Annotated in this window: 28 protein-coding genes and 1 pseudogene; 5 read left to right on the top strand and 24 right to left on the bottom strand. The window is 68.2% G+C overall.

Annotated elements, in window-relative coordinates; translation table 11 throughout:
- Nucleotides 1-15 precede the first annotated feature (15 nt).
- The 14 genes and pseudogenes from Q0Q36_RS01170 to Q0Q36_RS01105 form a co-directional block, all read right to left on the bottom strand.
- A complete protein-coding gene (locus tag Q0Q36_RS01170; RefSeq protein WP_293794964.1) occupies nt 16-1,395 on the bottom strand; it encodes an ATP-binding protein in 1,380 nt (459 codons plus the stop codon).
- A 9-nt stretch (nt 1,396-1,404) separates the two neighbouring features.
- On the bottom strand, nt 1,405-2,073 hold the full coding sequence (locus Q0Q36_RS01165; RefSeq protein WP_265058521.1) for a response regulator transcription factor: 669 nt from the start codon (nt 2,071-2,073) through the stop codon (nt 1,405-1,407).
- 38 nt (nt 2,074-2,111) lie between these two features.
- Nucleotides 2,112-2,435 (bottom strand): hypothetical protein, encoded by a 324-nt coding sequence (locus Q0Q36_RS01160; protein WP_293794948.1) that lies wholly within the window; start codon nt 2,433-2,435, stop codon nt 2,112-2,114.
- Nucleotides 2,436-2,498: 63 nt separating this feature from the next.
- Complete coding sequence (locus tag Q0Q36_RS01155; protein ID WP_293794947.1) at nt 2,499-6,419, bottom strand: glycoside hydrolase/phage tail family protein; 3,921 nt, start codon at nt 6,417-6,419, stop codon at nt 2,499-2,501.
- The gene (locus Q0Q36_RS01150) at nt 6,419-6,850 is read right to left on the bottom strand and encodes an NlpC/P60 family protein (RefSeq protein ID WP_293794946.1); all 432 of its coding nucleotides are present in this window, start codon (nt 6,848-6,850) and stop codon (nt 6,419-6,421) included. Before Q0Q36_RS01150 ends, Q0Q36_RS01155 begins: the two co-directional genes overlap by 1 nt.
- Nucleotides 6,847-7,728: a DUF2163 domain-containing protein gene (locus tag Q0Q36_RS01145; protein ID WP_293794945.1), complete on the bottom strand. Its 882-nt coding sequence runs from the start codon at nt 7,726-7,728 to the stop codon at nt 6,847-6,849. Before Q0Q36_RS01145 ends, Q0Q36_RS01150 begins: the two co-directional genes overlap by 4 nt.
- A gap of 9 nt (nt 7,729-7,737) precedes the next feature.
- A complete protein-coding gene (locus Q0Q36_RS01140; RefSeq protein ID WP_293794944.1) occupies nt 7,738-8,376 on the bottom strand; it encodes a DUF2460 domain-containing protein in 639 nt (212 codons plus the stop codon).
- Between the two features lie 12 nt (nt 8,377-8,388).
- Nucleotides 8,389-8,988 carry a phage tail tape measure protein gene (locus Q0Q36_RS01135; protein ID WP_293794943.1) on the bottom strand — a complete coding sequence of 200 codons (600 nt, stop codon included), beginning with the start codon at nt 8,986-8,988 and terminating at the stop codon, nt 8,389-8,391.
- Nucleotides 8,989-9,024: 36 nt separating this feature from the next.
- Nucleotides 9,025-9,195, bottom strand: a pseudogene (locus Q0Q36_RS01130) (phage tail assembly chaperone); the annotation flags it as partial.
- A 26-nt stretch (nt 9,196-9,221) separates the two neighbouring features.
- Entirely contained in the window at nt 9,222-9,566 is a 345-nt protein-coding gene (locus Q0Q36_RS01125; RefSeq protein WP_293794942.1) for a gene transfer agent family protein, read from the bottom strand.
- A gap of 10 nt (nt 9,567-9,576) precedes the next feature.
- Nucleotides 9,577-9,987: a phage major tail protein, TP901-1 family gene (locus Q0Q36_RS01120; protein ID WP_293794940.1), complete on the bottom strand. Its 411-nt coding sequence runs from the start codon at nt 9,985-9,987 to the stop codon at nt 9,577-9,579.
- A 20-nt stretch (nt 9,988-10,007) separates the two neighbouring features.
- Nucleotides 10,008-10,418: a DUF3168 domain-containing protein gene (locus Q0Q36_RS01115; RefSeq protein ID WP_293794939.1), complete on the bottom strand. Its 411-nt coding sequence runs from the start codon at nt 10,416-10,418 to the stop codon at nt 10,008-10,010.
- A complete protein-coding gene (locus Q0Q36_RS01110) occupies nt 10,415-10,750 on the bottom strand; it encodes a phage head closure protein (protein WP_293794938.1) in 336 nt (111 codons plus the stop codon). The genes Q0Q36_RS01115 and Q0Q36_RS01110 overlap by 4 nt, the downstream gene beginning before the upstream one ends.
- On the bottom strand, nt 10,751-11,320 hold the full coding sequence (locus Q0Q36_RS01105; RefSeq protein ID WP_293794937.1) for a head-tail connector protein: 570 nt from the start codon (nt 11,318-11,320) through the stop codon (nt 10,751-10,753). It abuts the gene before it with no gap.
- A 113-nt stretch (nt 11,321-11,433) separates the two neighbouring features.
- Here Q0Q36_RS01105 and Q0Q36_RS01100 point away from each other — a divergent pair, with 113 nt between their 5' ends.
- Together Q0Q36_RS01100 and Q0Q36_RS01095 are read left to right on the top strand one after the other, a co-directional pair.
- Nucleotides 11,434-12,210 carry a trypsin-like serine protease gene (locus Q0Q36_RS01100; RefSeq protein ID WP_293794936.1) on the top strand — a complete coding sequence of 259 codons (777 nt, stop codon included), beginning with the start codon at nt 11,434-11,436 and terminating at the stop codon, nt 12,208-12,210.
- A gap of 129 nt (nt 12,211-12,339) precedes the next feature.
- Nucleotides 12,340-13,116, top strand: a complete 777-nt coding sequence (locus Q0Q36_RS01095) for a trypsin-like serine protease (protein ID WP_293794935.1) — start codon at nt 12,340-12,342, stop codon at nt 13,114-13,116.
- Between the two features lie 6 nt (nt 13,117-13,122).
- Here the strand turns inward: Q0Q36_RS01095 and Q0Q36_RS01090 are convergent, their stop codons facing one another.
- The 9 genes from Q0Q36_RS01090 to Q0Q36_RS01050 form a co-directional block, all read right to left on the bottom strand.
- The gene (locus tag Q0Q36_RS01090; RefSeq protein ID WP_293794934.1) at nt 13,123-14,367 is read right to left on the bottom strand and encodes a phage major capsid protein; all 1,245 of its coding nucleotides are present in this window, start codon (nt 14,365-14,367) and stop codon (nt 13,123-13,125) included.
- Nucleotides 14,368-14,389: 22 nt separating this feature from the next.
- Nucleotides 14,390-14,899, bottom strand: coding sequence for an HK97 family phage prohead protease (locus tag Q0Q36_RS01085; RefSeq protein ID WP_293794933.1), 510 nt, complete (start codon nt 14,897-14,899; stop codon nt 14,390-14,392).
- Nucleotides 14,896-15,075, bottom strand: a complete 180-nt coding sequence (locus Q0Q36_RS01080) for a hypothetical protein (protein WP_293794932.1) — start codon at nt 15,073-15,075, stop codon at nt 14,896-14,898. The genes Q0Q36_RS01085 and Q0Q36_RS01080 overlap by 4 nt, the downstream gene beginning before the upstream one ends.
- A complete protein-coding gene (locus tag Q0Q36_RS01075; protein ID WP_170843290.1) occupies nt 15,072-15,272 on the bottom strand; it encodes a hypothetical protein in 201 nt (66 codons plus the stop codon). Before Q0Q36_RS01075 ends, Q0Q36_RS01080 begins: the two co-directional genes overlap by 4 nt.
- Nucleotides 15,269-16,450, bottom strand: a complete 1,182-nt coding sequence (locus Q0Q36_RS01070; RefSeq protein ID WP_293794931.1) for a phage portal protein — start codon at nt 16,448-16,450, stop codon at nt 15,269-15,271. Before Q0Q36_RS01070 ends, Q0Q36_RS01075 begins: the two co-directional genes overlap by 4 nt.
- A gap of 136 nt (nt 16,451-16,586) precedes the next feature.
- Entirely contained in the window at nt 16,587-17,837 is a 1,251-nt protein-coding gene (locus Q0Q36_RS01065) for a terminase family protein (RefSeq protein ID WP_293795101.1), read from the bottom strand.
- The gene (locus Q0Q36_RS01060; protein WP_293794929.1) at nt 17,827-18,228 is read right to left on the bottom strand and encodes a hypothetical protein; all 402 of its coding nucleotides are present in this window, start codon (nt 18,226-18,228) and stop codon (nt 17,827-17,829) included. The genes Q0Q36_RS01065 and Q0Q36_RS01060 overlap by 11 nt, the downstream gene beginning before the upstream one ends.
- Nucleotides 18,229-18,387: 159 nt before the next feature.
- The gene (locus Q0Q36_RS01055; RefSeq protein WP_293794928.1) at nt 18,388-18,969 is read right to left on the bottom strand and encodes a TIGR00730 family Rossman fold protein; all 582 of its coding nucleotides are present in this window, start codon (nt 18,967-18,969) and stop codon (nt 18,388-18,390) included.
- Nucleotides 18,966-20,348: a M20/M25/M40 family metallo-hydrolase gene (locus Q0Q36_RS01050; RefSeq protein ID WP_293794927.1), complete on the bottom strand. Its 1,383-nt coding sequence runs from the start codon at nt 20,346-20,348 to the stop codon at nt 18,966-18,968. The genes Q0Q36_RS01055 and Q0Q36_RS01050 overlap by 4 nt, the downstream gene beginning before the upstream one ends.
- A 193-nt stretch (nt 20,349-20,541) precedes the next feature.
- Between Q0Q36_RS01050 and Q0Q36_RS01045 the strand changes: the two genes are divergently transcribed.
- Complete coding sequence (locus Q0Q36_RS01045) at nt 20,542-21,885, top strand: Nramp family divalent metal transporter (protein WP_293794926.1); 1,344 nt, start codon at nt 20,542-20,544, stop codon at nt 21,883-21,885.
- Between the two features lie 177 nt (nt 21,886-22,062).
- Here the strand turns inward: Q0Q36_RS01045 and Q0Q36_RS01040 are convergent, their stop codons facing one another.
- A complete protein-coding gene (locus tag Q0Q36_RS01040) occupies nt 22,063-23,607 on the bottom strand; it encodes a helicase HerA-like domain-containing protein (protein ID WP_293794925.1) in 1,545 nt (514 codons plus the stop codon).
- A 158-nt stretch (nt 23,608-23,765) separates the two neighbouring features.
- Here Q0Q36_RS01040 and Q0Q36_RS01035 point away from each other — a divergent pair, with 158 nt between their 5' ends.
- Together Q0Q36_RS01035 and Q0Q36_RS01030 are read left to right on the top strand one after the other, a co-directional pair.
- Nucleotides 23,766-24,152 carry a DUF2267 domain-containing protein gene (locus Q0Q36_RS01035; RefSeq protein WP_293794924.1) on the top strand — a complete coding sequence of 129 codons (387 nt, stop codon included), beginning with the start codon at nt 23,766-23,768 and terminating at the stop codon, nt 24,150-24,152.
- Between the two features lie 166 nt (nt 24,153-24,318).
- Entirely contained in the window at nt 24,319-26,292 is a 1,974-nt protein-coding gene (locus Q0Q36_RS01030) for a methylmalonyl-CoA mutase family protein (RefSeq protein WP_293794923.1), read from the top strand.
- Nucleotides 26,293-26,296: the final 4 nt, after the last annotated feature.

Genomic DNA, 26,296 nt, shown 5'->3' with positions numbered 1-26,296 from the left:
CGGCACAGAATTCGTCTAAACCGAAGGGAGTTCCAGCCGCGCCCTCAATCCGCCCAGCGGCGAGCGATGCAAAGTCAGACCACCGCCATAGAGCTTGGCGAGATCGACGACGATGGAGAGGCCGAGGCCGGAGCCCGGCGTGGTCTCGTCGAGCCTGCGGCCGCGCTTGAGAACCTCCGCCATCGCTTCCTCCGGTAAGCCGGGGCCGTCATCGTCGATCAATAGAGCAATCCGCTCGGTATCGCCCGCTTTCTCGCTCGCCAGCGAAACCTCGACCGTCGCATTCGCCCATTTGAAGGCATTGTCCAGGAGATTGCCCAGCATTTCCTCCAGATCCTGCTTCTCCCCTCGGAAGCGCAAGCTCGGCGAGATCGTGTGGGAGCCGGAGATGCCCCTGCCCTGCGAGATCTTGGTGAAAGTTCGCAGCAGCGCGTCGAGCGAGGGCGCGATCTCGGTCACACCGCCCAGCGCGCCCGACAGAGCTGCAGCCCGGGCCCGGTCGAGATAATACTGGACCTGATCGCGCATGATCGCCGCCTGCGCGCGGACGGTCTGGGGCAACTGGCCGTCGCCGCTCGTGCCGGCCTCGTTCATCATCACGCTGAGCGGTGTCTTGAGCGCATGCGCGAGGTTGCCGACCTGAGTGCGTGCGCGGTCGAGGATCTCGTGATTGGCGTCGATCAGCTGATTGAGCTCGCTCGCGAGCGGCGCAAGATCGGGCGGATACTGGCCGATGATCCGCGAATTCTCGCCTGTCCGGACGGCGCCAACGGCGGAGCGCAAACGCACCAGCGGGCGCAGGCCGAAGCGGACCTGCACGAGCGTCGAGGCGACCAAGGCGATACCGAGCAGCAGGAAGGTCATCGCCAGCGCGAAGCGGAAATCCTGGATATCGCCCTCGATCTCGTCGGCGGGCGCCGCGACCGCGACGGTGAAGCGCCCGTCCTCGCCGACATCGATCTCGCGCTCCAGGATGCGCAGGCGGCGATCATCGGGGCCGGAGACATAGCTTTCACGCAAGCCCCGGCTGTTCGGCGCGATCTGCTGGTCGAGTAGCTTGGGCAATTGCCCGCCGACCAGCGAGCGCGAGGCGCGGACATTCGGCCGCTCTCCGTCGAGGCGGGTGATCTGCCAATACCAGCCGGTCAGGGGCAGATCGAAGCGCGGCTCACCGAGATCGCCGACCGTCTGGCGCTCGGTCTCGGGCGGGGCGGCGAGGTCGGCGACAAGCTGCTTGATGTAGACCGAGAGCCGCTCGTCGAAACCGCGCTCGGCCGAGCGGCGATAGAAGGTGGTGAGGCCGACGCCGGCCAGCACCAGGATCAGCACGCAGCAGAACGCCGCCGAGAAGAACAGCCGCGTTCCCAGCGAATAGCGATGGGACTTGAGCGGCATCGCCCGCGATCAGACCTTTTCCGGAGCGGCGGCGATATAGCCGAGGCCCCGGACGGTCTCGATAATGTCGACGCCGAGCTTCTTGCGGAGTCGGCCGACGAAGACTTCGATCGTATTCGAATCGCGGTCGAAATCCTGGTCGTAGAGATGCTCGACCAGCTCGGTCCGCGACACTACGCGGCCCTGATGGTGCATCAGGTAAGAGAGCAGGCGGTATTCGTGCGAGGTGAGCTTGACCGGGTTGCCGTCGACGACGACGCGGCTCGCGCGGGTATCGAGCCGGACGGGACCGCAGACCAGTTCCGAGGTGGCATGCCCGGCAGCGCGGCGCAGCAGCGCCCGGACACGGGCCAGCAATTCCTCGATATGGAAGGGCTTGACGACATAGTCGTCGGCACCTGCGTCGAAGCCGGAGACCTTGTCGCTCCAGCGGTCGCGCGCCGTCAGGATCAGCACCGGCATGGTCTTGCCGGCGCGGCGCCAACCTTGCAGCACCGCAACGCCGTCGACCTTCGGCAGGCCGAGATCGAGAATCACCGCATCATAGGGCTCGGTCTCGCCGAGATAGAGCCCCTCCTCGCCGTCGAGAGCCTTGTCGACGGCATAACCGGCATTCTCCAGCGCGGTCACGATCTGGCGGTTGAGGTCCTTGTCGTCCTCGACGACGAGCAATCTCACGGTAGGGTCGCTCCAGTTGGGGGTAGCCGCGACGGCCGTCAGCGGATGGTGGCGATCTTGCCGGATTGTCCTTCCAGCGTCACCCTCGCGACGCGGCCGTCACGCTTCAGCGTCGTCACCACATAGACGAAATCATCGCCCTGTCGACAGAGCCTGATGCGGACGACCTCACCCGGCGCGGCGTGGCGGGCATGGCGCGAGGCCTCGGCCGGCTGCATGACGCGCCCTTCGGCGACGGCATCGCGCGTTTCCTCGGAAGACAGGCAGGAGATCGGCGACGCATCGTCGACGCGGATGACCGGCATCGGCTGGGAGGCGATGAGCGCAAGAGCAAGGATCGGTTCGACCGGCATCATCGACATGGGCTAATCCCACCCGCCTGAATGCGCCATGAATGCATCGCCTCATACACAACTCACAGTAGATCAGCGCACGGAGATCCGTCCACGCCATTCGCGCCCGCGCCCGACCGTGGCGCTGAGCTGACGGAGCGAGAGCGCGATATCCGGCTGGAGCGCGCCGAAATCCGCGTACTCCTGCGCGGCCGGATAGACCCATCCGGGCGCGTTCACGATTTCGGTACGGAGCACATCCTCGCCGTCGAGAATGCCGAGCTCGTAGCGCTCGTTCTCCTCCCCCAGCGGCACCTCTACCAGCTCCCAGGAATCGCCGTCGATTCGTGTGCGCCGGGACCAACTCAGGACCATACCATCTCCGGTTCGCCGTGCTTTCGGTCTGACGGGAGACAGCGGAAAGAGCGGCTCTCCCGCGATCGAGGCTTCGAGCTCCACCATCGTCGCATCGCCGACATCGTCGCGGGCCGGGCCGACGCGATAGCGCCGCACCCGGCCGAGATCGGCGAGATCGGCGGTCAACGCGACCGCGGCACCATCCAGCACCACGACGCGGGCGCCGGCCGGCAGAAGGCGCGCCGCCGCGGCCTCGCTGCCGCCAATCCCGCGGATCAGCCCGGACAGGCGGAAGCGCTGCGGTCCGATGAGCTCGACCTGAGACACCGTGACGATCTCGACCACGCCATCAGCCCCGACCAAGGCGAGCGCGTTCGCCCCGGCAAGCGCCGCTTCCGGCGAAACGGAGGACAAAACGCCGCCGCGCAGCCGAACCTCCAGCACGGCGCGGTGGTCCGTCCGCCAGAGCGGCCCCGGCGGCAGCGCGGTCAAGGTCTCGCCGACGATCGACGGCGCCTCGACGAAACCGTCGAGCTCAAACAGTCCTGCCCCGTCGGCGCGCCAGATCGCCAGCGCGCCCGGCCAGGGCGCAGCGAAGGCGGCGAGCGACAGCAAGGGCGGCGGCTGAACGGTGACGATCGGCAGGGCGAGCGGCACGGCCAGCGGTCGCCCGGGCAAGGCCGGAGGCGTCCGTGGCGGGCGCGGGCCGCCGGTCGCTCCGGCCGAGACATAGATCGCCGGCTCGACGGCGCGCGCGCTGATCCGCCGCGTCGGGCCGTCGGCAATGCGGGTGACGCGGAACAGGCGGTTGCCGGCCTCGATCGGGACGGACAGGACATCGCCGGGCTCGATCGCGATGCAGCGCGGCGAGAGCTCACATTCCAGCGTCTCACGCCCGGCCCAGGCCTCCTGAAGGCGCTGATCGGCCAGGCGTCGCCCTTCGGCGGAGCGCGTCACGATCGCGGTTTCGACCGCGACCTCGCGCCGGGCCGCACCGGCCAGCCGGCGCGAGCGCGCGGCGGCGTTGCGGTAATCGGCCTCGCTGTCGCTGAAGCCGAGGCGCAATTCGAGCGGCAGTTCCGTCTCCTGGCTGCGCCTGAGCGTGAAGGGCTCGCCGTCGCGATCCGGAACCAGATCGTCCGGGCCGAGCAGGCGCGAGACCTTGCCGCCCCTGCCCTCGAAGCGCAGGGCACCGGCGCTCATGACCGCGTCGAAGCCGAAGCTCTGGGCGAGAGGCTCCAATGCCTGCCGGGCCGACATCGGACGGTCCAGCACATAGCCGTCGACGAAGCCATCGACCACCGTCCGATCGGCCGGCGGCAGCCCGAAATCAGCCAGGAGCTTCGTCACCAACCGATCGACAGGCGTGCCTTCGAGGCGCCCGTTCAGCCAGTGACCGGTTTCGAAATTCGCCCCGTCGGCCCAGATGCCGGAAAGGTCGGGAAAGGCGGGAAAAGGCCGCGTATCCCAGTTCCAGACGAAGATCCTGTTGGGATCGACCATGCGGATGCCGCTGACTGGATGAACCGGATTTCGAGCGACATCGAACCCCGCGCGTGCGGGATCGAAGCCGGAGATGATCGCCTCCAGCGCCCGCGCCTGAACGAGATCGTCGCGCGCTCCACTCGAAAACGGGGGAAAGCCGCCCTCGTCCGATTTCGGATCGGGGAACATGTTGGGCGCATTGGCGCCCTTGTCGGCGGCGGGCACGCCGATCTCGGTCAGCCAGATCGGCTTCGCGCCGGGGACGAACGGGGTCGCGCTGGTCTCGACGCCGCCAACACGGCGGATATGGGCCTGACTCCACCAGCCCCAAAGGTCCTTCGGCCGGTAGATCCAGGGCTTGCCATGGGCGCCGTCCGTGATCGGCAGGCGCGCCTGCGCGGCTCTGTCGGCCTCGTCGGCGTAGTACCAGTCATAGGCTTCGCCAGCGGTCAGGCGCTGGCGCAGATAGGCGAGATCGGCCGGACCGCGCGCGACCGCGGCATCGGCATGATCGCCGGAATCACGCCAGTCCGACAATGGCGGATAAAAATCGATGCCAATCGCACCGATGGCGGGCGAGGCCCAGAGCTGATCGAGCGGGAAATCGATGGTCTCCCCATCGTCACGGACATCCGCGCCATACTCGGTCCAGTCTGCGGCGTAGGTCAGTACCGACCCCGGCAGTATCGTCTTCACGTCCTGCGCAATGGTCGCGAGCTGATCGACCATCGGATAGCCCCCCACGCCGCGCAGATGCGTCAACCCGACCATCTCGGAACCGATGACGAAGCCCTCCACGCCCCCGGCAGCCTGGGCCAGCGCGGCGCAATGCATGACGAGGCGCCGATAGGACCATTCGTCCGGCTTGGCGCAGCTTACGCTCGCGCCGGCCATCGTCATATCAGCGGGAACGACCGTGCCGACGAAGGAGGCGATCTGCGTAGCGAGGGCGGCGCTGCCTTCGGGGCTTCCCGGCTCGCCGGGCGCGGGATCGCAGGTGACCCGCCCGCGCCAGGGATAGCGCGGCTGGCTGGCCGCATCCGAATAGGGATCCGGCAGCGCATTTCCGGCCGGGATATCCATCATCAGGAAGGGATAGAGCACGACCTCCAGCCCGTAATCGAAGCGCAGGCGCCGGATCAGCGCGACGACGCTCTCGTCTGAGGGCGTGCCGCCGAAAGCAGGCCGGCCATCGACCTGGCTGACGACGCGGGCCGAAGAGCGCGACAGCCCGGCGACCGACCATTCCGCTCCGACCGTCGGCTTGTGCGGGATCTCGATGCGGGGAGCCACGGTGCAGGCTCCGGCACGCAGGTCGTCGCCGAACCAGGACACGACCAGCGAGACGCGGCGCAGGTTGGGACAAAGCGCCACGAGATGGCCGAGCGCGGTATCGGCATCGCTGCCGCCATAGAGCTGGTGGCGCGTCAGGCTTTCTGTGACGCCGGCCTCGGGCTCGTGGCTGACCGGGCGAATGTCGTAGACGAACTCGCCGGCGCCCGGCGTCAACGCGACCGCGCGGATCATGCCACCCAGCCCCTCGACGGCGCGCACGACCTCGAAATCGAATTGCGGCACGCGATTGCCGTAATCGGCCAGCGGAAAGCGCTCGAACACGACATAGGCGAGCCCGCGATAGGCCGGAGCCTCGCCCGCCTCCTTCGCCGCGATCAACGGATCGGGCTGCTGCGTCTCGTAGCCGTGATGGACGCGCATCTGCACGGTCTGGACGTCGAGTTCGCGCCCATCGACCCAGATGCGCCTGATGAAGGCAATCGGCCCTTCGCAGAGGCCGATCGCGAGATTGGCATGGTAGCTGTAGGTCGTCTCGTAGGTCTTCTTCGCGCGCCCGCCCTTGCCGCCGCTCTTGGTACGCGTGATCGAGACAGAGACCTCCTCCTCGAAGCGCGTCGCCCAGATCAATTGGCCGCCGAGCCGTGCGCGGCCGTAAAGGCGCGGGATCGCAGCGCCCTCCGTCGCGGCGAGGCCGTTGATCTCCTTGAGGCGCGGGCCGTCGACGACCTTGTTCCCGCCACCGGCGCCGCCCATCCAAGCCTGATCGATGGTAGCGCCGGCGAGACCGCCCAACGCCTGGCCGATCGCGCCGCCGACCGGCCCGCCCAGGGCCGATCCGAGCGCGGCGCCGGCAACCTGGAGAAGAAGCGTCGCCATCAGTCGGTCACTCCGGGGAAGGAAAAGGCATGGCTGAGATGGCGCCGCCACCAAGGGGTAAAGGCGACCTCGGCGACGGCGGCGCCGTCATGGGCATGGATGATGCGATCAGGGCTTGCGAGGATCGCGCAGTGCTTGGCCGGCAGATGCTCGCGCCAGCGGAAGAGCAGCACGTCGCCCGCTCGCGCTTCTGCCGTCGCCAACGGCTGCAGATGCCGTTGCGCTGCCAAGGCCAGCGTCTCCTGCCGCAGGCTTTCGGCCCAGCTCGGCGAATAAGGCGGCGGCGCTTCGGGCTCGTCGCCGCAAAGATCGCGCCAGACGCCGCGCACCAGCCCGAGGCAATCGCAGCCGACACCGCGCAGCGAAGCCTGATGATGATAGGGCGTGCCCAGCCAGAGCCGTGCGGCATCGACGATCTCGTCGCGCCTCATCGGAACAGGCTCCCGCCATCGAGCACCCCGTCGCCGGGCCGGACACCGCCGATGATGAAATCGGTCGTCGGCATGTGCGGGAAGCCGCGGAAATTCACACCATTGGCGAATTTGGCGCGGCAGGTCGCAAAGCTCTTGTCGCAACCCGGCGTGACCCGGAAGCCGTCGCCAGCCACGATCGCCGCAGCCGGCGCCTGCCAGAGCTGGAACAGCGCCTGCGCCCCCTCGCGGCCATGCCGCTTCACCTCGGTGGCGAAGCCGGCATTCGCGCCGCTGGTGAAGATCAGCCGGCCGCCGGTGAAGTGGCCATCAGCATAGGAGTCCACGCCTTCCGCCGACAGCGAGAGGCGACCATCGCTCTCGGCAACCTCGGCTTCCGCCGCGACCAGGGCGACACCGCAGCGCGCGTCGCCGAGATCGGCCGAGCAGGAGCGCATGTAGAGCCGTCCGCGCTCCTCGTCGAAGGCTTTGGCGAAGCTGCGGATTTCGGCGGTGAAGCTTGCTTCCCCGCGCTTGATCTCGCCGACGAAGCCCTCCTCCTGCAGAACCCGCTGAGAAGGATCCGCCCAATTGACGAGCCAGACGCGAACACGCGCATCGTCATAGAGCCCCCGCGCGAGATCGGCCTCGTTCAGGCCGAGGGCGGCGAAGGCGCCGGCGACCTCGCCTCCGCCGATAGCGAAGCCGAGTTCCGCCGCGCTTTCCGCCGCTTCGAGGCCGGTCGTCGCGGCGAAATCGATGCTGTCGAAGGACAGCTTGCGATCGTGATCGGTGAAGCCGAGCACGAGTCCGTCCCGGCGCGTCAAGCTCCAGCAATGGCAGAGGGTCGTCGCAGCCGTCTCGATATGGGCGGCAAGACCGGAGGGAATGTCACGCATGGGCGAGCCTCACGGGATGATCTCGACCACGGGAACGCGCGGAATCTCGCCGGCCGCGAAGGCGGAGAGATCGACCTCGATCGCGTCTGTGTCGAAACGGACGGGCACGTCGAAGGCGAAGCCGGCGGTCAGGACGGCAGCAGCCGGTGGGATCGATCCGACTGCGAAAGTGACCTGCCCGGTCGAGAGGTTGCAGGAGAAGGCGGTGCCGGCCAGTTCGACCCCGTCCATGGCGATCCTGACCGTGCCATCGCAAGGCTTGCTGATCTCGCGACTATAGGCGGACGCGCCTGTTCCGTAGGTCTTGCAGAGCTGAAAGCTCGCCGCGACACCGTCGCCGACCCCGATCACCTGGTCGGTTGGAGCCGGCTCCTGCGAGGGCCGGCAGCTCTTCCAGTCGAGCTGGTCGCGCCAGCGAAAACCGTGGAGGCGACCGCGACGCTCCTCGAAGAAGCTCACGACCGCCGCCAGAGCGTCAAGATTGCGGATGCCGAGCCCGGCATCGTAGCGGCGGCGCGAATGCGCCCAGCGGCTGTTGCGGACCTCGCGCCCGGAAGCGAGCGTCACGATCTGGGTCTGACGCTCCGGCCCGCCCCTCGCACCACGTGCGACATCGAGCGGAAAGCGGACCTCATGGAAATCCGGCATGCTTCCCCTCCCTCAGAGAGCCCGCCGGCCACGCGCGACGGCGCGGGCGATTGCCGCGGAGACCTGGGCCTCCGAGCGGCGGAAGCTGTCGGCATCGGGGGTCGAGACCTGCACGACGACGTTGAGCGGCCGCCCCTGTCCTCCGCCGGCCCGCACGCCGAGGCGCCCGTCCGGCCCGCGAGCGAGTGGCATGATCGCCTCCGCGCCGCGTTCGCCCATGAGGCCGAGTCCGCGTCCGGTCGGAAAATAGGAGGGCGAGGAGACGATGCCGCCCTCGGCGAAGGGCGCGACCGAAATGCCTCCACCTCCAGAGCCGCCCAGGCCGATGCCGCCGAACAGGCCGCTGAGGCTCTTGACGCCGGTGCTGAGCAAGCTCGACAAGCCGGTCTGCAGCGGCTTCAGCGCCGTCTTGAGCAGGCTGTCGGTCATCGAGCGACCGACGCTGCGCAGAACATCCTCGAAGCGCTTGCCCTCGACGACGCCGCGCGAGAAGGCGCTGACGATCGACTTGCCGAAGCTCTCCGACGACCGGCTCAGCGACTGCGTCAACCGGTCCATCGTCCTCAGGTCGGAGAGGCGTCCTCCCGACTCGATACCGTCATTGTCCGTCATGACCATCACCTCGATCGATTGGTTGGAAGTGCCGCCTCAGGCGTCTGGAAAGGCGTCCATCAGCGCCGCCAGCGCCGGACGCTCCGGGGCTGAACCACGGGACCGGTCCTGATGGGCCCGCAGCGCCGCCGCGATCTCGCGCGGCGTCGCTGCCCAAAAACGATCGGGCGGCCAGGCCAGCCGCCCGAGCCCGAAGGCCATCACCTCGTCCCAGGGAAAACCCGCCGGCGCAGCTACGCCGGCGGTTGCGGAGGGCGGGCTGCGTCCCCACCCTCACCGAAGGTCGCCTCAAGCAGCGTGATCGCCGCCTTGATCGCGCCGCTCAAGCCGCCGTCGAAGGAGAGTTCCGCGACATCCTCGTCGCGGATCGCCCGGCCCGCTCCGCGCAGTCCTGCGGCGATGATGCGGATGATGTCGCGGGCGGACAGCCTGCCCTCGACGAAGCGCTCGCCCAGCGCCGGCAGGCTGTCGACAGCGAAGGCATGCTCCAGCTCGGCGAGCGCGCCGAGGGTGAGACGCATCGGCAGGGTTTCGCCGGAGACCATGAGCGCGGTCTCGCCGCGATGACGATTGACCATGGCCGCCTCCTCAAAGCGCCGCGAAGGCCAGCAGCCCGGCGGATTCCAGCGACAGGTCGAAGGTGACCTCGCCGGCATGGTCGCCGCGATATTCCAGGCCCGTGAGCTGGAACGGCCCTGCGATCGTGCCGAAATCCGGGACGACGATCTGCCAGTCGCGGATCACCCCGTCGAAGAAGCTTTGGCGGACGAGCGCGTCCGAGGCCTCGTCCTTGAAGATGCCGGCACCGCTGATGCTGGCGCGGCGCACGCCGGCACCCGCCAGCAATTCGCGCCAACGCCCTGCCGATTCCGAATGCGTCACGTCCACGGTCTCGGCGTTGAACGCGATCTGCCGCGCCCTCAGGCCGGCGACCGTGACGAAGCCGCCGGCACCATCCCCTGCCTTGAGCAGCAGGTCCTTGCCCTTCTGTGCCGCCATGCGGCTTCTCCTTTGTTCAGCTAGAGCGTTTCGGTGACGGAGCGGAAGCGGATCGTCACCTGAGGCAATCCGTTGCGCGTCTCGCGGGCGAGCCGGCTCGACAGCCAGCGCAGATTGACGAGCGCGTGCCCGTCCAGGGCGAGATCGACCTGATCGAGCGCCGCGACGATCAGGCTAGCCGCCTCCAGCGCCTGGCGCGAAGAGCCGCTCTGCGCGGCCCAGACGACGAGCGCGAGTTCCTGCTCGCAGCCACGGTCGCTGCCGGTCGACCAGTCGCGGGCTTCGACCTCGCCATGGACGACATAGAGCCCGCGGGCAGCGCGCGGGGCCTCGTCGAAGACGCGGTCGGGGCCGATCAGCGCAGTGAGAGCCGAATCCGCGATGAGGCGTGCCTGCACAGCAGCGCGAAGGGCCAGGACGGCATCGCTCATGGCGTCACCTCCTCGACGAGGCAGATCAGGCGCCTACGCGCGCCATCGGGGTCGGCGGCAGAGCGGATGTCGAACAGACGATCGCCGTCGCGCAGCCGCCGGCCGGCATCGGCGTCATCGCGCCAGCGCATGGTGATGCGATAGTTGCGGGACTGCTCCGGCCGGCCCTGGCGCCAGGCCTCGGTGCCGGAGATCCATTCGACCTGAGCCCAGAGCGCAGCTACGGCCTCGAAGGCCTGCGTCGCGCCGCCGAGTCCATCGGGCGACGAAACCGGCGCCTCCAGCACGAGCCGGCGCCTGAGCCGGCCGATGGCGGCAGGTTCCTGTGCCATTCAGAGCCTCCCGCGACGAAACGGGGCGACCAGCGCGGCGATCGCGGCCGGCAAGGCCTGTGCATCGCGCCCGGCGACATCGCCGCGCTGCTCGAACCAGCGGGCGGCGAGGCGCAGCACGGCCTGCCGCAGCGGCGCGGGCACGGCCGCAGCCGTTGCTCCGAAGCCGGTGGCGACATCGATCTCGATCGCGCCATGGGCACGGCCGGTCTCGGGCACCTCGCCCGTCAGGCGGATGACCGGCGGATCGGCGGTCTTGTCCGGTGTCAAAGAGGCGGCCGCGACGGTCTGAGCGGAACCCAGCACGTCATAAACACGCGCCGCGTCGATCCGCAGCAGCGGCGAGAACGGCAGGCGGATTTCGCCACTCGACGGCCAGCGGTCGAGCACGATGCGCCAGGACTGTTCGATCAGGCAGCGCCCCGACGCCGCCTCGATCATCAGCCGGGCGGCGGTGATCAGGGTGGCCAGCAAGGCGTCCTCATCGGTCTGGTCAAGGCGCAGGAACTGGCGGGTCTCGGCGAGTGTCACCGGCTCCATCGCCGGCGGGCCCAGGGCAAGCGGCGTCATGAGCGCCCCCTTCATTCGTTGGATTGCGTGGGTTCGACCGCGAAGCCGCAGTCGAGAGGGTTCATCTGCGGCGCCGGGCGCGCTATCAGCGCTCTCTCGGAGAGGAGCACCCGATGCATATCGCCAACCGGATCGCCGCCATCGGCCTCGCCTGCGCCGCCGCAAGCTTCGGGAGCCTCCCGGCGCGGGCCGTCGTGGCCGGGCAGGAAGGCGGGCCGTCGGCCGGCTCGACCCTGATGGTGCTCAATGCCCGCGGCGGGGTCTGTACCGGGATCGTCCTGTCGGCGCGCGCCATCCTGACCGCCGCCCATTGCGCGGCCGGTGGCGCTGAGTTGCGTGTTCACTGGCGCGACGGCGGCGAGCCTGTCCTCGTCGTGCCATCAACGGTCGCTATGCATCCGGAATTCGACGCTGGCGCGATCCGCAGTCGCCGCCGCACGATCGACCTCGCCCTGATCCGCTTGCCCGAGCCTCTGCCCGGCCGGTTCAGCGCCGCCGATCTTGTCGACGGCTCGTTGCCGCGCGCCGGCAGCAGCGTCACGCTTGCCGGCTACGGCGTCTCCCGCGAAGGCGAGGCGCGCAGCACCGGCACCTATCGCTCGGCAGCGCTGACGGCCGTCGAGCCTTACGGCCCCGGACGCATCCTGCTATGGGCCGCCGACGGAGCCGGTGGCGGCAAGCGACCGGGCGCAGGTGCCTGCCAGGGCGATTCCGGCGGTCCGATCTTCGGCGATGACGGCATCGTCGCGGTCACGAGCTGGTCGACAGGCCCCTCCGGGCGCCAATGCGGCCTGCTCAGCCAGGGTGTCCTGGTCGCTCCGCAACGCGGCTGGATCGATTCCACCCTGTCGCAATGGGGCGAAAGCGCCCGCTGGACTCGCCGCCGCTGACGGGGCTGGACTGTTGCGCGCCACAGCCTAGATTGATCGGCCGGTCCATTGGTTCGTTTCATGATCTCTCGCTCGTCGCTCGCCCTTGCGTGTTTCCTGGCCATCAGCGCCACTTGTCCGGCGTGGGCCGTGGTTGGTGGTGTCGATTCCCGTGATGCCCTCGGCGCTCGCGCTTCGACCGTCCGGGTCGAAACCAGCCGCGGCGAGCTCTGCTCGGGCGCGGTGATCGCGCCCGAGATCGTGCTCACCGCGGCGCATTGCCTGATGGGCGGCGGCTCGATCAGCGTCGTCAGCCTCGACACCCGCTTCCGAGCACGCCGCCAGATGGTGGTCGCGGTGCTGCCACACCCGAGCTTCGTGCCCGGCACGACGCCGCGCACCCAACCCGGCACCGACCTTGCGCTGCTGCGCCTGGCCCAACCGTTGCCTGGCGACATCGAGCCTTTGACGCTCGGCAGTGGCCTCTGGCAGGGCGAGACCATCACCATGGCCGGCTACGGGCTGTCGGCGGAGAACAACAAGAAGACAGCGCGACGCCTGCGCGAGACGCAACTCGTCAACGCCGGCAACTACACCACGCAGAACACGGTCAAGGTCGCCGTCGATGCTGAGAACCGCGGCGAGACGCCCGGCGCCGGCGCCTGCCGCGGCGATTCCGGCGGACCGGTGCTGCGCGGCAGCGGCACCCGCTCGCGTGATCTCGTCGGCATCGTGAGTTGGTCGAGCGGCCCGCTGAAGACGCAGGCTCGCCTGATCTGCGGCGGCTTCACCGCGATCACGCCGGTCAGCGAATATCGTAGCTGGATCACCGAAGGCAGCGCGCGGCTGCGGGCTATCGGCAGCGAAGCGCCGCCGGAGCAGGCGGCCGAGCCGCGCGCGGCCTTCAGCTGGTGGTTCTCGCGCTGAGTGAAATCAAACGGCGAATTTCAGCCCCTTGATCGCGGCAAAATCCTGGACACCGCCGCCGACGCGCTTGGTCGTGTAGAACAGCACATAGGGCTTGGCCGAATAGGGATCGCGCAAGATGCGGACGCCCGCCCGGTCGACGACGAGATAGCCGCGCCGGAAATCGCCGAAGGCGATCGAGACGGCATTGTTGGCGATGTTCGGCATGTCCTCCGCTTCGACCAGCGGGAAGCCGAGAAGCGTCGCCGGAGCACCGGCCGAGGCCGGGGGCTGCCAGAGATAGTTGCCGGTGGCGTCCTTGAACTTGCGGATCGCTCCTTGCGTCTTCCGGTTCATCACGAAGGAAGCGTTCTGGCGGAAGCCTGCTTTCAGCGCATAGACGAGATCGACCAGCACATCGGAGGGATTCGAAGCGGGAAAGGCCCCGGCGACGCCGGTGTTGAGCACGCCGATATTGCCCCAGCTCCAGCTGGCATCCGCGACCGTGGGATAGGCCAGGAAGCCTTTGGGCTTGTCGACGCCATCGCCATTGACGAAGGCCGCGCCCTCCTGCTCGGCGAAGACGCTCTCGACCTCCTCGGCGATCCACTGATCGATATCGACGATGGCATCGTCGAGCAGGGTCTGGGTCGCCGCCGGCATGGCGTAGAGCTCCATGGCCGGGAAGGAGAGCTCGGCCAGAGTCGGCGAAGACCCTTGCGGCCGGGCCGCCGTCTCGGCCACCCAGCCAGAGGCCGGACCGGTGGTCGAGAACGCCTTCTTGTAGGTGCCCGACGAGATCGTGCGAACCGTGGCCAGCGAGCGGATCGGCGAGACATTGGCCAGGCGACGCAGGATCTCGCCCTCGACGGTCGCCGGCGCGAGATAGCCGCCATCCGGGCCGGATCCGGCGGAGAGCGCCTTGGCCTCCAGTCGCTTCAGGCCGCCGGCTTCACCGGTGCGGACATAGGCTCCGAAGGCCGCCTTGTGCTCGGCCGTCAGCGGATCGCGCGGGCCGTCATGCCCCAGCGCCGGGCGGGCGCGCTCCAGCGTCAGCCGGTCGATCCGGCGCATGGTGTCGTCGAGCGCCGCATCCATGCGGACGAGCTTCTCCTCGGTCAGCGGGTCGGCGCCCTGGCGCGCCTCCAGCCCGGCAAGGCGCTCCTCGTTGGTGGTGCGGTAGTTTTCCAACGTGTAGCGCAGATCCTCGAAGGCCAGCGCGAGATCAGCGCCGGCAGCCTTGGTTTCAGGCGCGGTATTGAGGTGGTTCATGGTCTCTCCTGGGGGTGATGGGTCAGATGAAAGCGGAGGGCCAGGTCGCCTTGACGGCGGCGATCCGGGCCTGGGGCAGCATCGGGAAGGTCACGACCGAGACCTCCCAAAGATCGATGCGTTCGAGCCGGCGCAGGCCGGTTCGCGGTTCGGTGCGGGCCTTCTCGTGGCGAAAGCCGATCGACAGCCCGTCGATCGCGCCATCCCGCATCAGCGCATGGATTTCGCGGGCACGGGCGACGGCCAGAGACAGCCGGCCGCGCACGAACAGGCCGCGGCTGTCCTCGATCAGGCTCGACCAGCGGCCGATCGGCTCGGCCGGATCATGCTGCCAGAGCATCTTCACGCCGCCCGGCCCGCGCCGCTGCAGGCTCTCGCGGAAGGCGCCGGGCTCAACGATATCCTTGCCGAGATCGGGAATGCGAAAGAGGCTGGCATAGCCCTCGAAGACGCCGTCGAGCCCGATCCGGGACGGCTGGACCGGCAGCAACTTGGCTTCGAACGAGGCGCGGGCCGGGCTCAACCGCGTCATCGATCGCCCTCCGCGCCGTCCCGGCCGCCCTTCGTCCGCTCGCTCTCAAGCTTGGCGAGCTGACGGACAAAGCGGCTGAAGGTCTCGACGGGCGCGCCGCCGCGCGGCGCCCTCCCCGCACGGGCTGGCGCGGGAGCCTTGGGCGGCGGCTTGGCCGCACCGTTTCTGCCTTTCATGAGGGGTCCCCTTCGTGGCGTGCGTTGAAGCGGTTGAGCTCGCGGACGAAATCGTCGAAACGTCGGTTGGCGGCGGTCAGCTCGCGCAGGACGAGCCAGGCCAGCCCCGAGGCGCTCGCCGCCCAGAGCAAAAGGCCGAGATGGCCGACATCGGCACGGCCGACGAAGGCCGCGACGACCTGTTCGAGCATGTTCATGAGGCCTCCTTCCCGAAGGCGCGCCGGCCATAGCCGACGGCCTCGCGCTTCTCGTCCTCGTCTAGGAACGTCGCGGCACCGAGCCGGCGCCAGAGCGATTCCCGCTCCTCGGCCAGCGCCTCGATGGCGTCGAGATCGGGCTCGAGCACCAACTCGTCGCCAAAGGCGGGCCCAAGCCATTGCGCCAGGGACTGCGCGGTGCGGCGCACCAGCGGAATGACCGTCTGGCGCCAGAGCGCGCGATTGGCCTCGGCGAAATTGGCGTGGGTATTGTCCCCCGGCAGGCCGAGCACCAGCGGCGGCACGCCGAAGGCGAGCGCGATCTCGCGGGCCGCGACGCCCTTGGCCGCGACGAAGTCCAGCTCGGCCGGTGTCAGCGAGAGCGGCTTCCAGTCCAGTCCGCCTTCGAGCAGCAGCGGGCGGCCGGCATTGCGGGCCCCCTGGAAGGAGTCCTCCAGCTCCTGCTTCAGCCGCTCGAACTGCGCCTCGGTCAGGGTCGCGCCTTCCGGTCCGTCATAGACCAGGGCGCCGGAGGGTCGCGCGGCGTTGTCGAGCAGGGCCTTGTGCCAGCTGCCGGCGGCATTGTGGATGTCGAGCGAGACCGCCGCCGCCTCGATCGGCGACAGCCCGTAATGGTCGTCGACGGGGTGGAACAGCGTCAGATGCAGGATCGGCGGCAGGCCACCCTCGTCCTGCCGGAAGCGAACCGTGTCGCCGCCGACCGTGTAGTCATAGGCCTCCGGCCAGCCGTCGCGGCCGGGCACCACACGCATCCGGTCGGGCCGTAGCGCATAGAGTTCGCGCGGCTCGCGTCCGACGCTCACTGCCTCGACATAGGCGTTGCCGGCGACCATGAGGTGGCCGACGAGCATCTCGCGGAAGGCGATGCCGCCCTGGCGCGGATTGGGCCTCTCGATCAGGGCGAGCGCCGGATGCTCCGGTATCTCGCGCGCGCCGACCTTGGCGATGAGCGGAGTCTGCGCCGCCGCCTCCGCGATCAGGCGGATGCAGCGATGCACGACCGGATTGCGCTCATAGCCCTCCCGCGAGAGCGCGACATAATCGCGGGGCGTCCAGACGGCGCGCCCCGCCTCGTGCAGCGCGATCAGCGGCCCGACGCGCGAGCGCTTCTGGCCCGGCGCGGCTCGGCCGCGCAGGCTGCGAAGAAAATCGAACATGGATGTCTCGCTGTTGGAGCGTGAAACGACGAGCCGTTTTGCTCGGGCTTGAGCCGCGGGCATCTCGGAAATCAGTGTCTTCTCGTCCCGAGATTCCCGAATCGGCGCTTCTCGCCGCCCGAGAATGACGGCCGAGCTACATTCCCCGCACCCGCGGCCGGGCCTTCGGCGCCAGCATCAGATGGGTCAGCGCCCAGACGAGTGCGTCGAGCCGGTCCGGCGAACGGCCAGTTTCGAGGCCGCGCGGGCCGAAGGCGCACATTTCGTCCTCAAGCGCGGGAAAGGCCCCGGCATGGCGCACGCGGCCTTGCGCATAGAGCGCGGCGACCGGCTCTGCGCGCAGATACTTGCCGCGCGTCGCCCGCACGGAGACCACGGGCACGCCGACATCGACCTCGCGGATGATGCTTTCGACCATCTCGCCGCCCTGGTTGACCTCGACGACCAGCGCATCCGCCTCATGGCGCCGATAGAGCGCGACCGCCCTCTCCGCCCATTCCTGCGGCCGGGCGCCGGCCAATGTCGCGTCCTCCAGCACATGGCCGATACCGCCATGGTCGACGCCGGCGACGACGAGCCCGCATCGGTCGGCCCGTTGCGAGGAGGTGGCGGGCGGATCGACCGCGACCGCGATCCGTGCCAGCGCGGGTGTCTCGCGCTCGCGGGCGGCCTCGATCATGGCCCGTGTCCAGAGCGCGTCCGGGCTCTCCTCGACAATCTCGCCGTCGAGCTCCTGCCGGCCGAGCCGCGTCCCGCCATAAGCCTGCGTCACCATGCGGACGAACTCGGCGGCGAGGTTGTAGCGGTTGTCCTGCGTCCGCGCCCGGCTCACCGCGACATACGGCTCGGCCAGCAGGCGCTTCACCAACGGCAGCGGGCGCGGTGTGGTCGTCACGACCTGGCGCGGGTTGTCGCCGAGACGCAGTCCGAATTGCAGCATGTCCCAGCACTCCCCGAGGTTCGGCCATTTCGCCAGTTCGTCGGACCAGGCCGCGCCGAATTGCGGCCCGCGCAATGCTTCCGGATCTTCTGCCGTGAAGACCTGTGCGATCGCGCCAGTCGTCCATTGCAGGCGGCGCAGCGAGGGCTGCCATATCGGCCGCTCCCAGCGTGTATGGATCGAGAGCAATCCGGATACGCCTTCGATCATCACGTCGCGGACCTGCGCCTGCGTTTCGCCAACGAGGGCGATCCGCTCCGTCGGCGCATCCGCGAAAGGGGGATGGCCCAGAGCCATGCCCTTGACCCATTCGGCGCCGGTTCGGGTCTTGCCGGCCCCTCGCCCTCCAAGAACGAGCCAGATCGGCTTCAGTGGTTCGGGCGGCAGTTGATCGGCCCGTGCCCAGATCTCCCAGGTACTGCAAATGAGCTCGACGTCATCCGGCATCGCCGTCGGCATCAGCTTCTTGAGAATTCTCACCCGCGTCCTGAGCGGCAAGGGCTTCAAGACGTCGAGCAAGATCCTGACGGAGCTGTGCGACATGTCGCAGATCGTCGGCAGCGGAAGGGTCATCCGAACGCTTGTCCTTCCTCGTGGTCTGGGGCTCCTCGATAGCGACCAGCTCACGCACGGTGCGGGCGAGAACCGCCAGCGCCTTGGCGTCGGCTTCGCTGGCGGTCGCGCCTTTCGGCAGGTCGGCGAGATGTTCCTCGTGCGTGTCGATCTGGCGCTTGGCGGCACGCCAGAGCTGGCCCACCACCGCCTTGCGCGAGATCACCCTCCGTTTCGACTTCGGCTCGGCAGCCGGTTGCGGCGTTGCGTTTTCCTCTTCGGCCATCGCGTCCTTCCCGATGACGGGCACGAAAAAGCCGCCGGCTGGAGAGCGCGGCGGCTTCGTTCGGGCAGATTTCGTGAGCGTTCCTGATGTCTACCGGATCAGCGCCACGATGTCAAGGACAAAATTCCTACAATCCTGAGATGCATCGCCTGACCGGTGTCAGGCCTGCTCCTTCTCGATCCACTTGTAGGTCGCAGCCGGCACATAGTTCTGCATGCGGTCGAGCAGCGTCGCTGGCTCCGTATCGGTCATCGCCATCGCCCGGTGGTTCTGCTTGAGGAAGCCGGCCTCGACGGTGCGGTCGAGGAAGGTCGCCAGCGGATCGTAGAAGCCCGCGACATTGAGCAGGCCGAGCGGCTTGGCGTGAATGCCGAGCTGGCCCCAGGTCCAAATCTCGAACAGTTCCTCGAAGGTGCCGATGCCGCCGGGCATGGCGATGAAACCGTCCGAGAGCTCGGCCATGCGCGCCTTGCGCGTGTGCATGGTGTCGACGACCTCGAGCCGGGTCAGCCCGACATGGCCGACCTCCTTGTCCTTCAGCGCCTGGGGAATGACGCCGTGGACCTCGCCGCCTGCCTCCATCGCCGCATTGGCGACGATGCCCATCAGGCCGACCGCACCGCCGCCATAGACCAGCGTCAGGCCGCGCCGGGCGATCTCGGCGCCCATGGCGCGCGCGCCCGCCGCATAGACGGGGTCATTGCCGGGATTGGAGCCGCAGAAGACGCAGACAGATTTCATGAACCGAGAGCCTGCAAGATGCGGGCCCAGGAGCGCTGGCCCTTGTGGAAGGAAGACAGGTCGTATTTCTCGTTGGGCGAATGGACCCGGTCGTCGTCGAGGCCGAAGCCGACGAAGAGCGTGTCGATGCCGAGCGTGCGCTTGAAATCGCCGCCGACGGGAATCGAGCCGCCGCTGCCGATCGAGACGACGCGGCCGCCCCATTCATCGGCGAGCGCGACGCGCGCCTTCTGGAGCATCGGCGAGTCCACAGGGACCGCCAAGGCCGGCGAACCGGAATGGCTGATGAACTCGGCCGTCACATCCTCCGGCAGGCGCTCGCGGATGAATTGATGGAAGGCCGCGGCGATCTTCGCCGGGTCCTGGTCGCCGACGAGGCGGAACGAGACCTTGGCCGAAGCCTGGCCTGGAATGACCGTCTTGCTGCCCTCGCCGGTATAGCCGCCCCAGATGCCGTTGACGTCGCAGGTCGGGCGCGACTGGATCTGCTCGATCAGCATCCGGCCCTTTTCGCCGATGGAGTGCTTCAAGCCGACCTGGCCGAGGAAGTCCTTCTCGGTCAGGTTGAGATCGGCCCATTCCGCCTTCTGGGCATTGGTCGGCTCGTGCACGCCCTCGTAGAAACCGGGGATGGTGATGCGGCCCGTTTCATCGTGGATCTCGCCGAGAATGCGGGCGAGGATGTGAATCGGGTTCGCGGCAGCGCCGCCAAACAGGCCGGAATGCAGGTCGCGGTCGGCCGCCGTCAGCGTCACCTCCTGATAGACCATGCCACGGAGCGTCGAGGTGATCAGCGGGGTCTCGCGATCCCACATGCCGGTGTCGCAGACGAGCGCATAATCGGCCTTCAGCTCGGCGGCATTGGCCTTGATATAGCCAGGCAGGTTGACCGAGCCGGACTCCTCCTCGCCCTCGACGAGGATCGTCAGGCCGATCGGCAGATCGCCGGTCTCAGCGAGCGTCGCGCGCACCGCCTCGACGAAGGTCATCACCTGGCCCTTGTCGTCGCAGGCGCCGCGCGCCGAGATGACTTTGCGCCCAGGCTCCAGCTCGCGGACGACCGGCTTGAACGGGTCGGTGTCCCAGAGGCTGACGGGATCGACGGGCTGAACGTCGTAATGGCCGTAGAACAGCGCATGCGGCGCGCCGGGCTTGGGGCGATGGGCGAGGACGACCGGGTGCCCGCCGGTCTCGCGCAGCTCCGCCTTGAAACCGAGCCCTTCCAGATCGGCCCGCAGCCATTCGGCAGCGGCGCGGGTCTGCACATTGAAGGCCGGGTCGGTGCCGATCGAGGGGATTTCAAGCCAGGTGGAAAGACGGTCGAGCGAGGCGTCGAGCCCATCATCGAGACGGGCGAGAATGGCGGGAAGCTTGGTCATGGCAGCCATCGGATGCGATTCAGGTGACGCCATCATGGCAAGCGCCGCAGCGGGCGTCAGCCTCTATTCGCGCATGCCGGGCAGGCCCGCACCTCCTCACCAATCCTAATTGCCAATCGTTTGCAATTACGTTGACAGCCCCGCCACGAGTCGATACCCCTTATTGCAACCAAGTTGCAGCAAGGCTCTTTTCATGTCCCAAGGCTCGCCGGAATCCACGTCCATCTGGCTGCGATCGCGCGGCGAGCCTTCCCTGACCGACGTCTTCCGGACGGTCGCGGTCACGCCGACGTCGTCGAGCTGGCGCAAGTTCCTCGCCTTCTTCGGCCCGGGCTATCTGGTCGCCGTCGGCTATATGGACCCCGGCAATTGGGCGACCTCGCTCGCCGGCGGCGCCCAGTACGGCTACACGCTTCTCGTCGTCGCGCTGGTCTCCAACCTGATGGCGATCATCCTGCAGTCGCTTTGCGCGCGCCTCGCCATCGCCACCGGCCGCGATCTCGCCCAGGCCTGCCGCGATGCCTATCCGCCCTATATGGCCTGGCCGCTCTGGCTATTGGCCGAGCTCGCGATCTGCGCCACCGACCTCGCCGAAGTGATCGGCACCGCGATCGGCCTCAACCTGCTCTTCGGCATCCCGCTGGAGATCGGCGTGCTGATCACCGCCTTCGACGTCTTCGTTATCCTCTGGCTGCAGACGCGCGGCTTCCGCTGGATCGAGGCCTTCATCATCACGCTGCTCGGCGTCATCGCGCTGTGCTTCGGCATCCAGATTGCGCTGGCCGATCCGAACTGGGGCGAGGTCATCCGCGGCTTCGCGCCGACGACGGAAATCGTGACCAACCCGAACATGCTCTACATCGCACTCGGCATCATCGGCGCGACGGTGATGCCGCATAACCTCTATCTGCATTCCGGCATCGTGCAGACCCGCGCCTATGGCGAGACGCTGCCGGAGAAGCGCGAGGCGCTGAAATTCGCGACAATCGACTCCACCGTCGCGCTGTGCTTCGCGCTGCTGATCAACGCCTCGATCCTGATCTTGGCCGCTGCGACCTTCTACAAGGCCGGGCACCACGACGTCGCCGAGCTCGGCAAGGCACAGGAGCTGTTGCAGCCGCTGCTCGGCGCCTCGATCGCGCCCTCGCTCTTCGCGATCGCCCTGCTCTGCTGCGGCCTGAACTCGACGGTGACCGCGACCATGGCCGGCCAGATCGTGATGGAGGGCTTCCTGCGCATCCGCCTGCCGGCCTGGATGCGGCGACTGGTGACGCGCCTCGTCGCGATCGTCCCGGCGATAGCGGTCACGCTGATCTATGGCGAGAGCCAGACGGCGAAGCTGCTGATCCTGAGCCAGGTCGTGCTCAGCCTGCAACTGCCCTTCGCGGTGGTTCCGCTGGTGATGTTCACGGCCTCGAAGGACAAGATGGGCGCGCTCGTCGCCCCCCGCTGGCTCAGCCTGACCGCAGGCTTCATCGCCGCGATCATCATCGTGCTGAACATGAAGTTGATCTACGACTTCGCGACGGGGGCGTAGGACGCGCCTTCAGGTAGGCACCACCAATTCAGGCAGCACCAAAGCCAGGCACTGGAGCTGGCGACACCATGCCAACCGTCATGCTCGCCCTCGTGGCGAGCATCCACGTTTTAAACACCGCATTCGATGAAGGAAGACATGGATGGTCGGGACAAGCCCGACCATGACGGACAACGCTTACCGTTTCCCCGACATCGACCCCAGAATCCCGCGCAGGATCGCCGTGCCGACCTGTCGGCCGATCGAGGTCGCGGCCGAGCGGGCGGCCGAGGTGATGATCTTCTCGGTCATGCTCTGCGGCAGCGGGCCGCCGCGCGAGCCCGGCCCCGTCTTCGGGCGCTGCTGCGGAGCGCCGCCGCCGAGCCAGCCGCCGATCGTGTCGAGGATGCCGCCGCCAGCACCGCCGTCCGCAGAGGCCTCGATCGGCGAGCCGTCCGGGTTGAGGTTCTTGCGCTTCAGCAGCACTTCATAGGCCGACTCGCGGTCGATCATGGTGTCGTACTTGCCCTTTTCGGGCGAGGTGTTGATCGCCTGCTGGCGCTGCTGCGGGGTGCAGGGACCGACCTGCGCCATCGGCGGCGCGATCAGCGCGCGCTCGACCATCTCGGGCGAGCCCTTGCCTTCGAGCATCGAGATCAGCGCCTCGCCGACGGCGAGCTGGCTGATCGCCTCCTCCGTGTTGATCTTCGGGTTCTGGCGGAAGGTCTCGGCGGCGGCGCGCACCGCCTTCTGGTCGCGCGGCGTGAAGGCGCGCAGCGCGTGCTGGACGCGGTTGCCGAGCTGGGCCAGCACCGTGTCGGGGATATCGAGCGGGTTCTGCGTGACGAAATAGACACCGACGCCCTTCGAGCGGATCAGGCGAACGACCTGCTCGACCGCCGTCAGCAGCGCCTTGGGCGCGCCATTGAACAGCAGATGCGCCTCGTCGAAGAAGAAGACGAGCTTCGGCTTGTCGAGATCGCCGACCTCGGGAAGCTGCTCGAACAGCTCCGAGAGCAGCCAGAGCAGGAAGGTGGCGTAGAGCCGCGGATTGTTCATCAGCTTGTCAGCGGCCAGGATATTGACGATGCCGCGGCCGTCGCGATCCGTCTTCATCAGGTCGTTGATGTCGAGCGCCGGCTCGCCGAAGAAGAGATCGCCCTTCTGGTTCTCCAGCACGAGCAAGGCGCGCTGGATCGTGCCGACCGTCGCCGAGGTGACGTTGCCGTATTTGGTGGTCAATTCCTGCGCGTTCTCGGCAATGAATGTCAGGATCGCGCGCAGGTCCTTGAGGTCGAGCAGCAGCAGCTTCTGCTCGTCGGCGATGCGGAAGGCGATGTTGAGCACGCCTTCCTGCGTGTCGTTGAGGTCGAGCAGACGGGCCAGCAGCAACGGACCCATCTCGGAGATGGTGGCGCGAACCGGATGGCCCTGCTCACCGAACACGTCCCAGAAGACAGTCGAGAACTGGTCGGGCTCGTATTTCAGGCCGAGTTCCTTGGCCCGGTTGACGAAGGGCGGCTTGGAATCGCCGGGGGCGACGATGCCAGAAAGGTCGCCCTTGATGTCGGCCGCGAAGACCGGGACGCCGTTGCGGGCGAAGCCTTCCGCCATCACCTGCAACGTCACCGTCTTGCCGGTGCCGGTCGCGCCAGTCACCAGCCCATGGCGATTGGCGAGCTTGAGCAGAAGGTTTTCAGGCTTGCCGCTCTTGCCGATCAGAATCGCGCCATCATCCGCCATTGAAATTCGCCCATCAGGTTTCGTGCCGGTCCGGCAAGGGTGTAACCAAACGACGCAGAAGGCGGAAGCCCGGGGCCGTTGGAAATCAGATCGTAAACATGTAAACTATTTTTCGAAGGCTTCGTGGCGAAGCCATTCTGGCGAGGGGTTTGGGTACCATGGAAGAATTGCTCACGCGCGTGGCGGCTGCCGCCGGCATCAATGAAGAGCTCGCCCGCAAGGGTGTCGGCATCATCCTCGCCTTCCTGCAGAAGGAAGGTCCGGCTGCCGAGATCAGCCAATTGATGGCGGCGCTGCCGGGCGCGCAGGCGCTCGCCGATGCCGAAGGCGGCGCCAAGGGCGGCATGCTCGGCGCGATCGGTGGCCTGATGGGCGGTGGCGGCGGCGTGATGGCGCTCGGTGGACAGCTCATGAGCGCCGGCCTCTCGATGGGCCAGATCCAGAGCGTCTCGAAGGAAATGTTCGCCGTCGGCCGCGAAAAGGCCGGTGAGGACGCGATGGGCGCCATCGTCGGCGCGATTCCCGGCCTCGGCCAGTTCGTCTGATCTCAGCAGAATCCCCGAACGCCGCGATGCTGTCTCAGGATAGCGCCGCGGCGTTTTTGTATTCTCGCACCTGCTTTGCGACGAAGTAGGGATAGCGGTGCGCGCGCACCCATGGCAATCAGCGCTCCACGGCTGCACATTGTGCGGAAGAGGAGCTTAGGCGCGCATGAACTCGGCTGCCCCATCCGACCTTCCCTATCTCGACGCTTTCGCGGCGCCATCGCATGACGCGTGGCGCGCGGCGGTCGACAAGGTCCTGAAGGGCGCCGATTTCGAGAAGAAGCTCGTCGGCCGCACCGCCGACGGCATCCGCATCGAGCCGCTCTATCCCGCCGCCGCAGCACCTGCGCGGGCGCTGCGCGCAGAGATCGGGCGCTGGCATGTCGCGGCCCGCCTCGACCATCCGCAGCCGGGCGAGGCACGGACGCTCGCTCTCGCCGATCTCGAGGGGGGAGCCGACACCCTAACCATCAGCTTCGCAGGCGCGCAGGCGGCACGCGGCTACGGCCTCCTCGCCGACGATGTCGCGACGCTTGATGCCGCGCTCCAGGGCGTGATGCTGGACCTGATCCGCCTGCGGCTCGACCCTGCCCCGCAGGGCCGCATCAATGCCCTCCTGCTCGCCGCCCTGATCCAGAAGCGCGGACACGCGCCGAGCGAACTCTCGGTCTCATTCGGCCTCGATCCGATCGGCGTCTTCGCCGGCCGCGGCACGCTCGCAGCCCCCTGGCCAGAGCTCGGCCGCCGGCTCGCGGCGACGATCCGCACACTGAAGGAGCGCGGCTTCACCGGGCCCTTCATCGAGGTCGACAGCCGCCCCTATCACGAAGCCGGCGCGAGCGAGGCGCGGGAACTCGGCACGGTGCTCGCCACGGCGGTTGCCTATCTGCGCACGCTCGAGGCGCAGGGGATGAGCCTTTCCGAGGCGCGCGATGCGCTGGCCTTCACGCTGGTCGCCGATACCGACGAATTCTTGACAGTGGCGAAATTCCGCGCCGCGCGCCTGCTCTGGAACCGCATCCAGCAGGCCTGCGGCCTGTCACCGAAGCCGGCCCGCATCCATGCCGAGACGGCCTGGCGCTCGCTGACGAAGCGCGATCCCAACGTCAACCTGCTGCGCGGCACCGTCGCAGCGTTCGCAGCCGGGGTCGGCGGCGCCGATTCGATCGCCGTCCAGCCTTTCACCGCCGCGCTCGGCCTGCCCGATGGCTTCGCGCGCCGCGTCGCTCGCAACACCCAGCTCATCCTGCTCGAGGAGAGCAATCTCTGGCGCGTCGCCGACCCCGCAGCCGGTGCCGGCGGTTTCGAGACGCTGACGCAGACGCTCTGCGAGCATGGCTGGCAGGCCTTTCAGGAGATCGAACGGCAGCGCAGCGGCGATCTCTCCGGCATTGTCGCAGCCATGGTCGAGGGCCATCTCCAGAAGACGCTCGCAGAGCAACGCGCCGCCCGCGCCAAAGCCGTGGCGACGCGGCGCGAGCCGATCACCGGCACCAGCGAATTCCCGAATATCCGCGAGGAGAAAGCGGCCGTCCTCGCCGTCGCGCCGGTTAAACTAGACGGAAGGCGCGTGCAAGGCAGCCTAGCCGAGCGCAACCAGGGCGAGATCATCCGCTCCTTCGTTGACGGCGCCGGCCGGGCCGATGCGCTGGCGGCGCCCGCCACGGGCTTGCGCGCCGAGCCCCTGCCCTCGCTCCGGCTCGCTGAACCGTTCGAGGCTTTGCGCGACAAGGCCGACGCCCAGTCGCAGCGCCCGGTCGTCTTCCTGGCGACGCTTGGTCCGATCGCCGATTTCACCGCGCGCGCCGGCTTCGCCCGCAACCTGTTCGAGGCCGGTGGGCTCGCTGCGCCAAGCGGCGACGGCTTCGCCAAGGACAGCGCGACCGATCTCGATGTTCTCGTCGGAGCGTTCCGTGCCTCGGGCGCGAAGCTCGCCTGCCTGTGCGGCTCGGACGCGGCCTATGCCGCCGAAGGCGCAGCGGCTGCCGAGGCGCTCGCCAAGGCTGGCGCCACCGTCTGGCTCGCCGGTCGCCCGGCCGAGACAGAAGCCTTGAACAAGGCCGGCGTGACCTCGTTCATCTATATGGGCTGTGATGTGATCGCGATGCTCGCGCAAGCGCAGGCCATCGCAGGCGCCTGACCGG

The organism is uncultured Allobosea sp. (genome assembly GCF_945957345.1).
In the GTDB taxonomy this organism is placed as follows: Bacteria; Pseudomonadota; Alphaproteobacteria; order Rhizobiales; family Beijerinckiaceae; genus Allobosea.
Note: the sequence above shows the minus strand (reverse complement) of the source record. Positions and strands in the feature narration are given on the sequence as shown.

Bases quoted from the DNA above. Each gene is read 5' to 3' on its own strand.
- Q0Q36_RS01135 (WP_293794943.1), bottom strand. From the start codon at position 8,988: ATGACGGACAATGACGGTATCGAGTCGGGAGGACGCCTCTCCGACCTG.
- Q0Q36_RS01160 (WP_293794948.1), bottom strand. From the start codon at position 2,435: ATGTCGATGATGCCGGTCGAACCGATCCTTGCTCTTGCGCTCATCGCC.
- Q0Q36_RS01120 (WP_293794940.1), bottom strand. From the start codon at position 9,987: ATGGCGGCACAGAAGGGCAAGGACCTGCTGCTCAAGGCAGGGGATGGT.
- Q0Q36_RS01050 (WP_293794927.1), bottom strand. From the start codon at position 20,348: ATGACCAAGCTTCCCGCCATTCTCGCCCGTCTCGATGATGGGCTCGAC.
- Q0Q36_RS01035 (WP_293794924.1), top strand. From the start codon at position 23,766: ATGGAAGAATTGCTCACGCGCGTGGCGGCTGCCGCCGGCATCAATGAA.
- Q0Q36_RS01100 (WP_293794936.1), top strand. From the start codon at position 11,434: ATGCATATCGCCAACCGGATCGCCGCCATCGGCCTCGCCTGCGCCGCC.
- Q0Q36_RS01140 (WP_293794944.1), bottom strand. From the start codon at position 8,376: ATGCCGGATTTCCATGAGGTCCGCTTTCCGCTCGATGTCGCACGTGGT.
- Q0Q36_RS01080 (WP_293794932.1), bottom strand. From the start codon at position 15,075: ATGAAAGGCAGAAACGGTGCGGCCAAGCCGCCGCCCAAGGCTCCCGCG.
- Q0Q36_RS01170 (WP_293794964.1), bottom strand. From the start codon at position 1,395: ATGCCGCTCAAGTCCCATCGCTATTCGCTGGGAACGCGGCTGTTCTTC.
- Q0Q36_RS01125 (WP_293794942.1), bottom strand. From the start codon at position 9,566: ATGGTCAATCGTCATCGCGGCGAGACCGCGCTCATGGTCTCCGGCGAA.
- Q0Q36_RS01155 (WP_293794947.1), bottom strand. From the start codon at position 6,419: ATGGCGACGCTTCTTCTCCAGGTTGCCGGCGCCGCGCTCGGATCGGCC.
- Q0Q36_RS01085 (WP_293794933.1), bottom strand. From the start codon at position 14,899: ATGACGCGGTTGAGCCCGGCCCGCGCCTCGTTCGAAGCCAAGTTGCTG.
- Q0Q36_RS01055 (WP_293794928.1), bottom strand. From the start codon at position 18,969: ATGAAATCTGTCTGCGTCTTCTGCGGCTCCAATCCCGGCAATGACCCC.
- Q0Q36_RS01115 (WP_293794939.1), bottom strand. From the start codon at position 10,418: ATGAGCGATGCCGTCCTGGCCCTTCGCGCTGCTGTGCAGGCACGCCTC.
- Q0Q36_RS01110 (WP_293794938.1), bottom strand. From the start codon at position 10,750: ATGGCACAGGAACCTGCCGCCATCGGCCGGCTCAGGCGCCGGCTCGTG.
- Q0Q36_RS01075 (WP_170843290.1), bottom strand. From the start codon at position 15,272: ATGAACATGCTCGAACAGGTCGTCGCGGCCTTCGTCGGCCGTGCCGAT.
- Q0Q36_RS01090 (WP_293794934.1), bottom strand. From the start codon at position 14,367: ATGAACCACCTCAATACCGCGCCTGAAACCAAGGCTGCCGGCGCTGAT.
- Q0Q36_RS01105 (WP_293794937.1), bottom strand. From the start codon at position 11,320: ATGACGCCGCTTGCCCTGGGCCCGCCGGCGATGGAGCCGGTGACACTC.
- Q0Q36_RS01070 (WP_293794931.1), bottom strand. From the start codon at position 16,450: ATGTTCGATTTTCTTCGCAGCCTGCGCGGCCGAGCCGCGCCGGGCCAG.
- Q0Q36_RS01030 (WP_293794923.1), top strand. From the start codon at position 24,319: ATGAACTCGGCTGCCCCATCCGACCTTCCCTATCTCGACGCTTTCGCG.
- Q0Q36_RS01045 (WP_293794926.1), top strand. From the start codon at position 20,542: ATGTCCCAAGGCTCGCCGGAATCCACGTCCATCTGGCTGCGATCGCGC.
- Q0Q36_RS01040 (WP_293794925.1), bottom strand. From the start codon at position 23,607: ATGGCGGATGATGGCGCGATTCTGATCGGCAAGAGCGGCAAGCCTGAA.
- Q0Q36_RS01145 (WP_293794945.1), bottom strand. From the start codon at position 7,728: ATGCGTGACATTCCCTCCGGTCTTGCCGCCCATATCGAGACGGCTGCG.
- Q0Q36_RS01150 (WP_293794946.1), bottom strand. From the start codon at position 6,850: ATGAGGCGCGACGAGATCGTCGATGCCGCACGGCTCTGGCTGGGCACG.
- Q0Q36_RS01060 (WP_293794929.1), bottom strand. From the start codon at position 18,228: ATGGCCGAAGAGGAAAACGCAACGCCGCAACCGGCTGCCGAGCCGAAG.
- Q0Q36_RS01065 (WP_293795101.1), bottom strand. From the start codon at position 17,837: ATGCCGGATGACGTCGAGCTCATTTGCAGTACCTGGGAGATCTGGGCA.